Source organism: Novosphingobium sp. BL-S-32, from assembly GCF_056857055.1.
In genome coordinates this window covers 2,181,212-2,190,473 of the sequence record NZ_CM166476.1, presented here as the reverse complement: position 1 = coordinate 2,190,473, position 9,262 = coordinate 2,181,212, and the positions used below count along the sequence as shown (strand labels likewise).

At 67.1% G+C, this 9,262-nt stretch carries 10 protein-coding genes; 5 read left to right on the top strand and 5 right to left on the bottom strand.

Translation table 11 applies throughout. The features are described 5' to 3' along the window. Positions 1-12: 12 nt before the first annotated feature. From AC1VVK_RS10180 to AC1VVK_RS10170, 3 genes are all read right to left on the bottom strand, one after another. A complete protein-coding gene (locus AC1VVK_RS10180) occupies positions 13-681 on the bottom strand; it encodes a LytR/AlgR family response regulator transcription factor (RefSeq protein ID WP_243652598.1) in 669 nt (222 codons plus the stop codon). Positions 682-754: 73 nt separating this feature from the next. Continuing rightward, on the bottom strand, positions 755-2,074 hold the full coding sequence (locus AC1VVK_RS10175; protein WP_482902879.1) for a sensor histidine kinase: 1,320 nt from the start codon (positions 2,072-2,074) through the stop codon (positions 755-757). A gap of 118 nt (positions 2,075-2,192) precedes the next feature. Further along, positions 2,193-2,684 (bottom strand): hypothetical protein, encoded by a 492-nt coding sequence (locus AC1VVK_RS10170; protein WP_482902878.1) that lies wholly within the window; start codon positions 2,682-2,684, stop codon positions 2,193-2,195. Between the two features lie 230 nt (positions 2,685-2,914). On the opposite strand from AC1VVK_RS10170, the gene AC1VVK_RS10165 reads away from it, so the two are divergent. Continuing rightward, positions 2,915-3,919, top strand: coding sequence for an adenosine kinase (locus tag AC1VVK_RS10165; protein ID WP_482902877.1), 1,005 nt, complete (start codon positions 2,915-2,917; stop codon positions 3,917-3,919). A gap of 83 nt (positions 3,920-4,002) precedes the next feature. Further along, positions 4,003-4,515 (top strand): 3'-5' exonuclease, encoded by a 513-nt coding sequence (locus tag AC1VVK_RS10160; RefSeq protein ID WP_482902876.1) that lies wholly within the window; start codon positions 4,003-4,005, stop codon positions 4,513-4,515. 180 nt (positions 4,516-4,695) lie between these two features. On the opposite strand, the gene AC1VVK_RS10155 is transcribed toward AC1VVK_RS10160, so the two are convergent. After that, positions 4,696-5,268, bottom strand: a complete 573-nt coding sequence (locus AC1VVK_RS10155) for a hypothetical protein (protein ID WP_482902875.1) — start codon at positions 5,266-5,268, stop codon at positions 4,696-4,698. Between the two features lie 4 nt (positions 5,269-5,272). Continuing rightward, the gene (purD, locus tag AC1VVK_RS10150; RefSeq protein WP_482902874.1) at positions 5,273-6,559 is read right to left on the bottom strand and encodes a phosphoribosylamine--glycine ligase; all 1,287 of its coding nucleotides are present in this window, start codon (positions 6,557-6,559) and stop codon (positions 5,273-5,275) included. Between the two features lie 5 nt (positions 6,560-6,564). Between purD and xseA the strand changes: the two genes are divergently transcribed. Genes xseA through AC1VVK_RS10135 form a run of 3 tightly spaced genes read left to right on the top strand, consistent with a single transcriptional unit; the run spans position 6,565 to position 9,214 of the window. Beyond that, a complete protein-coding gene (xseA, locus tag AC1VVK_RS10145; RefSeq protein WP_482902873.1) occupies positions 6,565-8,100 on the top strand; it encodes an exodeoxyribonuclease VII large subunit in 1,536 nt (511 codons plus the stop codon). 26 nt (positions 8,101-8,126) lie between these two features. Continuing rightward, entirely contained in the window at positions 8,127-8,330 is a 204-nt protein-coding gene (locus tag AC1VVK_RS10140) for a DUF2093 domain-containing protein (RefSeq protein ID WP_132387764.1), read from the top strand. A gap of 23 nt (positions 8,331-8,353) precedes the next feature. Continuing rightward, a complete protein-coding gene (locus AC1VVK_RS10135) occupies positions 8,354-9,214 on the top strand; it encodes a M23 family metallopeptidase (RefSeq protein WP_482905148.1) in 861 nt (286 codons plus the stop codon). The last annotated feature ends 48 nt before the right edge of the window (positions 9,215-9,262 follow it).

Genomic DNA, 9,262 nt, shown 5'->3' with positions numbered 1-9,262 from the left:
CTGGCGGGTCCCCTAGCGGCCCGCCATTTTCTTGACCGAGGGCAGATAGGTCCGCCCGATCCGCAGGGCCTCGCCATCGGCGGTCTCAACCGACCAGACGCCCAGCCCTTCATGACGCAGGCCCGAGACATGATCGCGGCGCAGGATGCAGCTGCGATGGATGCGGATGAAGTGCTCGGGATCGAGCCTCTGTTCGAGGCTGGTGATCGTCTGAAGCAAGAGATAGCTCGCCCCCCGGACATGCAGGCGCACATAGTCGCGCTCGGCATCGATCCGTTCGACATCGGCAGCCGGCACGCGCACGAGTTCGGAACGGTGCGGAACCCAGAATTCCTCAAGCCACTTGCCGGTCGGCAAAGTGCGCTCGCCCCGCCGGGCGCCGACGCGCGAGATCGCGCGTTCCAGCCGCTCAGGCGCCACCGGCTTGAGCACATAGTCCACCGCGTCGAGATCGAAGGCTTCCACCGCGAATTCGTCATGCGCGGTGACGAAGATCACGGCGGGCGCCTCGGCCAGTTCGCCCAGCCGGCGCGCGACGGTGAGTCCGTCCGTCTCCGGCATCGTCAGGTCGAGCAGGACGAGATCGGGTTCCAGCGCCTCGATCAGGCGCAGCGCAGCCTCACCGTCGCTGGCGGTGCCGATCACCGAGATCGAGGAAATGCGGGAGCAGATCACCTGCATGCGCTCCACCGCGAGCGGTTCGTCGTCGACGATGAGCGCGCGCAGAGGCGCGGATTCCACGGACTGTAACGATTCAGGCACGAGCAAACTCCAGCGGCATGCGCAGGACCGTGGCGAAGCCGCCAGTCTCGCGCCGTCCGAACGTGATTTCCGCGGCGTCGCCATAGCGTGCCCGCAGGCGGTCGCGCACATTGCCCAGGCCGATGCCGAAGCCCTGCACGCCCTTGACGGTTCCGCCCGGGCCGTCGTCGCTCACGGTAATCTCAAGCATGTCGTCCGCACGCCGCGCGCTGATAGCCACCGTGACCGGCCGCTGGGTAGCGGCGACAGCGTACTTGACCGAGTTCTCCACGAGCGGTTGCAGGATCATGCCCGGCACCATCGCATCCGAGACGGCCTCGTCAATATCAATCGTCGAAACGAGGCGTTTCGGGAAACGAACAGCCTCAATCTCGAAATAGAGTTTCTGAAGTTCGATCTCATCGACAAGCTTGAGGTCGCTTGTGGGATCTCCCGAGAGTGTCCGGCGATAGAATGTCGAGAGCGTCTGAATCATCGTTTCGGCATCGTCCTGCTTGCCGGTCATGATCAGCGCCGAAAGCGAATTGAGCGTATTGAACAGGAAGTGCGGATTGACCTGATAGCGCAGCGAACGCAGTTCGGCGGCGGAAGCGGCGCGGCGATATTCACCCTCGCGCCGCTCGGCCGCGCGGGCTTCCTCGGCCTTGGCCAGCGCGAAATAGAGCGCCGCCCAGGCCAGCACCAGGAAGTAGCGCGTAAATGCCGTGTCGGCCACGGTCGCCCAGCGGGCATATTCCTGTCCCAGCGCCTTGCCGGTGTGGATGGTGATCGCCGAGGCCTTGGTATCGCTGGTCGTGGTCGGCTCGGGCGGCGGTGGGGGCGGAGGCGGCGGCACATCGCTGGCCCCATCGCTCGGCACGCCCGGAGCGCCGGGCGCGCGAGGTACGGCGGCATTGGGCAGGTCGACGAGGATATTCCCCGCCTCGTCGCGGCTGATCCGGACTTTGCCCGATTTGACCGCCGCCGCGTCCTCTTCATCGCCGTAAGCCTGGCTCATCTCGATATCGGAGAAGACCGCGTCGTTGATGACGCTGAGCAGCAGCGCGAGCGGCAGCGCGCCCAGTAGAACGATCGTCAGGCGCGTACCGCCCGATTTGCGCTCCAGCAGCTGGAGCAGCGGCCAGACCGCCGCCATCACCAGCATGGACAGGATGCAGATCGTCAGCCGGCGCGAGAAGATCGGCCAGACGAAGTCATAGCCCATGACCGCGCCGCGCAGCGTGGCGACGAGAAAATAGCAGGCCCAGAGCGCTGCGAGAGAAAGGAGGACGACCCGCGCAGGTACGCGCGGCTGATTGGCGACATCCGACATGGCCTACCCGGATAGCGCGAAAGTTCCCGTCTGCGCCAGTTCGCAAATCGGACGGGAATCGACCTTCGTCGAAAGATGCCCGTTTTGGGGCGTTTTCCTTGGGGTTTCCCCGCCCTCGTCAGGGCTTACGAAGCGCGGCGATGCAGGCTGCGCGGTCCACGTCCTTGCCGTCGGATCCGCGCCGTGCGTCCACATACGTCGCCACCGGCTCCTTCGCGCCGGTGGGCGGATAGAGATAGATGTCGAGCAGGCACGCGGTTCCGGTGAACTGCAACTTGCGGGCATCGCCTTCCATGACGTCCAGCCGGGGTTCGCCGAACAGGCGCACCAGTTGCGTGCGGTCGGCGCCGATCACGCCTTCCACGCCCGGGATCGCCTGGAACTTGGGATCGCGCGCGACGTGGCTCGGCTGGCGCACGTCCGGCAGCCTCGATCCGCCGCGATGTACGGGCTTGCTGGGTGCCGGCGTGCTGGTGACCGCACCGCCGCCGCAGGCCGCGAGCAGGAGCGCCAGCGCGGCCGCCGTGAGCGGCCCCCTCAGGCGCCTGCGCACGTTTTCGGGGCAGGCGTTATCGGGAAGAGCGGACGGGATCGGGCTCGTCTGGGTCATGATTGCGCCTCGCATCGCCCGGAGCGCCGGTGCTGTCAACCGCCGCCGCGCTTGCGGAGCGGCCGGGCGCGCGCTAGAGCGGGCCCGGTTGTGAATGGAGGCAGCGCCCGGCCCGCTCCGGGTCTGGTCTGCTGCGTTTTTCCGAGCCTTCCGGGGATTTCCTCCGGCTTGAAAATCCTCCAGTCGCGGCCTGACTTCCCGACATTTCCAGAACCCAAGGATTTTCCAGCATGGCCCAACCCACCGTGCCGCCGACTCTCGATGTGATCGCCATCGGCAATGCCATCATCGACGTCATTGCCAACTGCCCCGATTCGCTGATCGAAGAGCTTGGCCTCTCGCGCGGCGGGATGATGCTGATCGACGCCGATCAGGCCAAGAGCCTCTATGAAGCGATGGGCCCAGCCCGCGAAATCTCGGGTGGTTCGGCCGCCAATACGCTGGCCGGCCTTGCCGCGCTCGGTGCCAAGTGCGCGTTCATCGGCCAGGTCGCCGAAGACCAGCTGGGCGAAGTCTTCACCCATGACATCCGCGCCGGCGGCATCGAATTCGACGTGCCCGCGCGCGCCGGCACGCCGACCGCGCGCTGCCTGATCTTCGTGACGCCGGACGGCCAGCGCACGATGAACACCTTCCTCGGCGCCTCGCAGCACCTGCCCGCCGAAGCGCTGGACGAAAGCGCCATCGCCAGCGCCGCCGTACTCTACCTCGAAGGTTACCTCTGGGATCCCGAGGAACCCCGAGCGGCAATGCGCAAGGCCATCGACGCGGCCCGCGCGGCCGGTCGCAAGATCGCCTTCACCCCTTCGGAATGCTTCGTGATCGACCGTCACGGCGCCGATTTCCGCGACCTGATCGACACCGGCAAGATCGACGTGCTGTTCTGCAACGAGCACGAAATGGCCGCGCTGCTCGGCCATGACGATTTCGAGAAGGGCATTGCCGAACTCGCGCCGAAGATTCCGGTGCTCGTCGTCACGCGCGGCGCGGAAGGCGCGGTTGCGGTTTCGCAGGGCCAGCGCGTCGAGATCGGCGCCGAGCCGATCGAGCGCGTGGTGGACACCACCGGCGCGGGCGACCTGTTCGCCGCCGGCTTCCTCTACGGCCACGTGCGCGGCAAGACCCTCGAACAGTGCCTCAAGCTCGGCGCGATCTGCGCCTGCGAAGTGATCTCGCACTACGGCGCCCGCCCTGAGGCCGACCTCAAGACGCTGGCGGCAAGCGTTCTGGGGTAATTCCCTCCTAACGACGCGCCATTGACGCGGCACAGACTCCGGGAGAGGTTGGGGGTTCGGTCCCCTCCCTCCCGCGAGGCCGCATGGCGCAGACGATTCCGGCATTGATCGATTTCGAGGCAAGCTGCTTGCCCGAATATGGCCAGTCCTATCCGATCGAGGTGGCGATAGCCCGGATCGACGGCGAAAGCCGCGCCTGGATGATCCGCCCGCTCGACGCCTGGAAACACTGGGACTGGTCCGAAGAGGCCGAAGCGCTCCACGGCATCAGCCGCGCCATGCTGGAACTGGATGGCCTGCCCGCCCGTCAGGTGCTGGCCGAAGTGATTGAATTCGTGGACGGCTGCTCGGTCTATTCAGACGCCGAGCTGGACGAATACTGGCTGGAAGTGCTGTGCCAGACGCTCGGCACAGCCCTGCCCTTTCCGATCCGCTATCTCGGCGAATGGATGATGGATCGCGGCTACACCCGCCCGCAAGTCGTCGCCGCGCTGGAAGAGGCCAAGCAGCGCCTGCCCAAGGAACACCTCGCGCGGGAGGATGCCAAACGGCTCGCCATGGTCGTGCGCCTGTTGATGGAGAGCGAGGCCGCGTGAAGGGGAGATCCTCGGATCATCGCGAAGTTCACGCTAGCACCCCACCACCGTCGTCCCCGCGAAGGCGGGGACCCCGCTTTTCTTGAGAGGTCGCGCTAAAAGGTAGCGGGGCCCCCGCCTTCGCGGGGGCGACGAAATGGGCCCGGAAACCCTCCGTTTCGTCTTTCAATCTCGCAGCGATTAGTAACCCGTAGCCTGCGCCATCGGAACCTGCTGCATCGGCTGCGGCGCCATTTGCGGCACGCTCTGCTGCGGCAGGGGCTGCCCTCCGCCTTGCGCCGCCTGAAGCCGCGCAAGGCACTCGTTCTTGCGCTGCTCGCGCGCGTCGGAATAGCTCTGCGCGGTCGGGCCGGGGAGCGCGCAATCGCGCTCAGGACGGATCGGATGCTTGGCGCGGCATCCTGCCTCCGTGGCGAAAAGATTGTCGCTGCAATCCTGGAACGCGGCAACGTCGGCCTCATGCTGCGCGTGGCAGCTCGCGGTCCAGCGCTCCTTGTAGGACAGCTCTGCGAAATTGAGGCAATCCTGATATTCGAGCTGGGCCGATTCCTGCCGCTGCTGCTGCTCGGCCTGCGCCTTTTCGGCGGCCCTCTGGCGGGCCTGCTCGGCATCACGTTCGGCGCTCTCGCGCGCCTCTTCACGCGCGGCCTGCGCAGGCAGGACCACGCCGTAGTAATAGCCCACGCCCGAACCGGCGATCAGCGCCGCCGCCGCCAGCGCCAGCTTGAGCGCGGTATCGACCCTGCCCGCCATCGCCTTATGCGCCCTTCGCCTTTTCGCGCGCCACTTCACGCCAGCCGATATCGCGGCGGCAGAAGCCGGTGGGATAGTCGATGACGTCGACCGCAGCATAGGCCGCCGCCTGCGCCTCGGCGACCGAGCCGCCGCGTCCCGTCACGCTGAGCACGCGGCCGCCATTGGCCACCAGATTCCCGTCCTTGAGCGCGGTACCGGCGTGGAAAACCTTGGCGCCCAGCGCCTCGGCCTTGTCGATCCCGCCGATCGCACCGCCCTTTGCGGGGGTGCCGGGATAGCCGTCGGCGGCCATGACCACGGTCAGCGCGGTCTCCTTGCTGAAACGCGGCGGCTGGATCGCGGCGAGGCGGTTTTCCGCGCAGGCGTGCAGCAGTTCGACGAGGTCCGATTCGAGGCGCATCATCATCACCTGGCACTCGGGATCACCGAAGCGGCAGTTGTATTCGATGAGCTTGGGGCCCTGTGCGGTGAGCATCACGCCGAGGAACAGCACGCCCGAATAGGGCATGCCCTCGTTCTCCAGCGTGCGCACGGTCGGCGCGATGATGCGTTCGATCACTTCGGCTTCGAGCGTCGGGGTCAGCACCGGGGCGGGGCTGTAGGCGCCCATGCCGCCGGTATTGGGGCCGGTATCGCCGTCGCCCACGCGCTTGTGGTCCTGCGCGGTGGCGAAGGGGACGATGGTGGAACCATCGGTCAGCGCGAAGAAGCTGGCCTCCTCGCCCTCCATGAATTCCTCGATCACGGCTTCCGCGCCTGCCTCGCCGAAGCGGCCCGAGAAGATCTCGCGCACGGCTTCCTCGGCCTCGGCCATGGTCATGGCGACTGTCACGCCCTTGCCCGCCGCAAGCCCATCGGCCTTGATGACGACCGGCGCGCCGAACTTCGCAAGCGCGGCCATGGCGTCGGCTTCAGTGGAAACGCGCTCGTAGCCCGCCGTGGGGATGCCCGCTCGCTCGCACAGGTCCTTGGTGAAGCCCTTGGAGCCTTCGAGCTGGGCCGGCTCGCGGTTCGGACCGAACACCGGGAAGCCTTCCGCACGCAGCGAATCGCCCAGGCCGTCGACCAGCGGCGCCTCGGGACCGATCACGATCAGGCCGATCACGTTTGCCTCGCAGAAGGCCAGCACTGCCGCATGATCGGTGACATCGAGATCGATGCAGCTTGCCACTTCGGCAATGCCGGGATTACCGGGGGCAGCCCAGAGCGTCTGGCAGAGCGGGGATTGCGCCAGCTTCCAGGCCAGCGCATGTTCGCGGCCGCCAGAGCCCAGAAGAAGGATGTTCATTAGCCGTGCCTTTCGATGACGACGAATTTGACGATGGTCGTTCCGGGGGGCTGGTAGCGAAGCAAGCGGCCGGGGACAACGCCGCGCCGCTCTCGATCAGCGAGATTTCGAACCTGCTGAAGCGCACGGTGGAGGATCGCTTCGGCTTCGTGCGCCTGCGCGGTGAGCTTTCGGGCGTGAAGCGCGCGGCCTCTGGCCACCTCTATTGCGCGCTGAAAGACGACAAGGCGGTGATCGACGGCGTCATGTGGCGCGGCGGCGCGCAGCGGCTGGCATTCCGGCCGGAAGACGGCATCGAGGTGATCGCCACCGGCAAGCTGACGACGTTTCCGGGCCGCTCGAAGTACCAGATCGTTATCGAGACGATGGAGATCGCGGGCGAAGGCGCGCTGCTGGCGCTCCTGGAAAAGCTGCGCGCCCGGCTCGCCGCCGAGGGGCTCTTCGCGCCCGAGCGCAAGCGCGAGCTGCCGTTCCTGCCGCAGGTGATCGGCGTCGTGACGTCACCCACCGGCGCGGTGATCCGCGACATCCTTCACCGTCTGGCAGACCGCTTCCCCAGCCATGTGCTGGTCTGGCCAGTCCTCGTGCAGGGCGAGGGATCGGCGCAGCAAGTCGCCGATGCCGTGCGCGGATTCTCGGCGATTCGCGCCGGCGGTCCGGTACCGCGCCCCGATCTGGTGATCGTGGCGCGCGGCGGCGGTTCGATCGAGGACTTGTGGTCGTTCAATGAGGAAGTGGTCGTCCGCGCCGTGGCCGAATCGACCATCCCGGTGATCTCGGCCGTGGGGCACGAAACCGACACCACGCTTTGCGACTATGCCGCCGACCGTCGCGCACCGACGCCCACTGCCGCTGCGGAAATCGCCGTGCCCGTGCGCATGGAACTCGCTGCCACGCTCGACGAACTGGCCTACCGCAAGCGTCGCTGCGCGCTGCGCCCGGTCACGCTAGGGCGCGAACGACTGGAAGCGCGCGTGCAGCGCCTGCCCAAGCCCGAGGCGATTCTCGCGGCCAAGGCGCAGAAGCTCGACGAACTCTCCGAACGCCTGCGCCGCGGCCTGCGGGACGAAGCGGGCGCGAAACGCGAGCAGTTGAATCGCGTTGCCGGCAAGCTCTCGCTGCCGCTGCTGCGCCACCGCGTGCAGGCCTCGGCCGAACGCGTCGAACGGCTCGGCCTCCACCCGCGTTTGCTTCAGCGCCGCTGGGCCATGGCGCGCGATGCGCTGGCCCCGATGGCCCGCGTTTTGCCCCAGCTCGATCCCGACAAGCCACTGGAACGAGGCTTCGCCCGCGTTACCGCGCTCGACGGGCGCACGCTGACCGGCCGCGACAAGGCCGCGCAGGAGCCCGCACTGATGCTGCGCTTCCGCGACGGCACGCTTACGGTCACCCCCGGTTCAGGCACGGAAGGGTCTAGTGCCCCTACCCCGCCTGCGCCGGCTTCGGTCGAAACCCCGACTGCAACCCCGGCACCTGCTTCGGCTTCCAGGCGCCCGGCGCGTCCAAAAGGCGAAGACCCCCGGCAGGGAGATTTGTTTTGACCAGCGCGACCTGCTAGGATTTGCCCATGCTGATGTCTTCCGCCGATCGTCCCGCCAAGCTTCAATACGGCCCCAATGGATTCCGTGTGCTGAGTGGCGGCCACTTCGTGCTCTGCGCCGTTTCCGGCGAGAAGATCCCGCTCGAGGAACTCCGGTACTGGAGCGTCGAGTTGCAGGAACCTTACGCCTCCGCTGAAATCGCCACCCGGCGCCTGCTCGGGAAAGCGTGACCCGTCGCAAGGCCCCCGGGGCAATGCTCAAGGCATCGCTGGTCGCTGGCGGCATTCTTGCCATTGCCGGGCTTGTCGTGCTGGGCGGTGCCTCTCCCGCCGCGACGACGGCCGTAGCGGGGCCTTCAGGCATCGCTTATGCCGGTGAGGTGACTCAGGGCGGCTGGGTTCGCGGCAAAGTGCCGCAGGGCACCCGCCTGCTCACGCTCGACGGCGCGCCGGTGAAGATCGCTTCGGACGGCGCGTGGTTCGCCGCATTCGATCGAGACGCCAAGCCTAGCGCAACATTGGTCGCCACGCTGGCCGATGGCCGCAAGGTATCGCAGACGATCGCCGTGGCCCCGCGCGCCTGGCAGATCGAGAATGTCGACATCGCCCGCAAACCGGGCGGGGCAACCGAGGATTTCATGAAGATCCGCCAGCCCGAACTGGACCGGATCAACGCCGCCCGCGTGCTCCAGACCGATGCGCAGGGCTGGCGCCAGCACTTCGTCTGGCCTGCCAAGGGGCGCATTTCGGGCCGTTTCGGATCGCAGCGCGTCTATCGCGGTGAACCGGCCGCCTATCATTCCGGCCTCGACATCGCCACCGGCACCAGCGGCACGCCGTTCGTGGCCCCGGCCGACGGAGTGGTCATCCTTGCTGCGGAGAAGCCTTTCACGCTGGAGGGCAACCTCCTGATGATCGACCACGGCATGGGGCTCAACAGTGCATTCCTGCACTGTTCGCAGATCCTCGTGAAGGAAGGCGATCATGTGAAGCAGGGGCAGGTGATCGGCCGCATCGGCATGACCGGTCGCGCGACCGGGCCGCATCTGCACTGGTCGATCAAGTGGAACGACGCGCGGCTCGATCCGATTCTCTTCACCGGGCCGATGAACTGACCTTTCCGGGGCAAGCGGCGCCGAACCGTCTTGCGACGCGCCGCAGAA

What these genes read in the sequence shown, in the direction of transcription:
- AC1VVK_RS10175 (WP_482902879.1), bottom strand. Translation starts at nt 2,074, where the DNA reads ATGTCGGATGTCGCCAATCAGCCGCGCGTACCTGCGCGGGTCGTCCTC.
- AC1VVK_RS10135 (WP_482905148.1), top strand. Translation starts at nt 8,354, where the DNA reads ATGCTCAAGGCATCGCTGGTCGCTGGCGGCATTCTTGCCATTGCCGGG.
- AC1VVK_RS10165 (WP_482902877.1), top strand. Translation starts at nt 2,915, where the DNA reads ATGGCCCAACCCACCGTGCCGCCGACTCTCGATGTGATCGCCATCGGC.
- AC1VVK_RS10140 (WP_132387764.1), top strand. Translation starts at nt 8,127, where the DNA reads ATGCTGATGTCTTCCGCCGATCGTCCCGCCAAGCTTCAATACGGCCCC.
- AC1VVK_RS10180 (WP_243652598.1), bottom strand. Translation starts at nt 681, where the DNA reads ATGCAGGTGATCTGCTCCCGCATTTCCTCGATCTCGGTGATCGGCACC.
- AC1VVK_RS10155 (WP_482902875.1), bottom strand. Translation starts at nt 5,268, where the DNA reads ATGGCGGGCAGGGTCGATACCGCGCTCAAGCTGGCGCTGGCGGCGGCG.
- purD (WP_482902874.1), bottom strand. Translation starts at nt 6,559, where the DNA reads ATGAACATCCTTCTTCTGGGCTCTGGCGGCCGCGAACATGCGCTGGCC.
- AC1VVK_RS10160 (WP_482902876.1), top strand. Translation starts at nt 4,003, where the DNA reads ATGGCGCAGACGATTCCGGCATTGATCGATTTCGAGGCAAGCTGCTTG.
- AC1VVK_RS10170 (WP_482902878.1), bottom strand. Translation starts at nt 2,684, where the DNA reads ATGACCCAGACGAGCCCGATCCCGTCCGCTCTTCCCGATAACGCCTGC.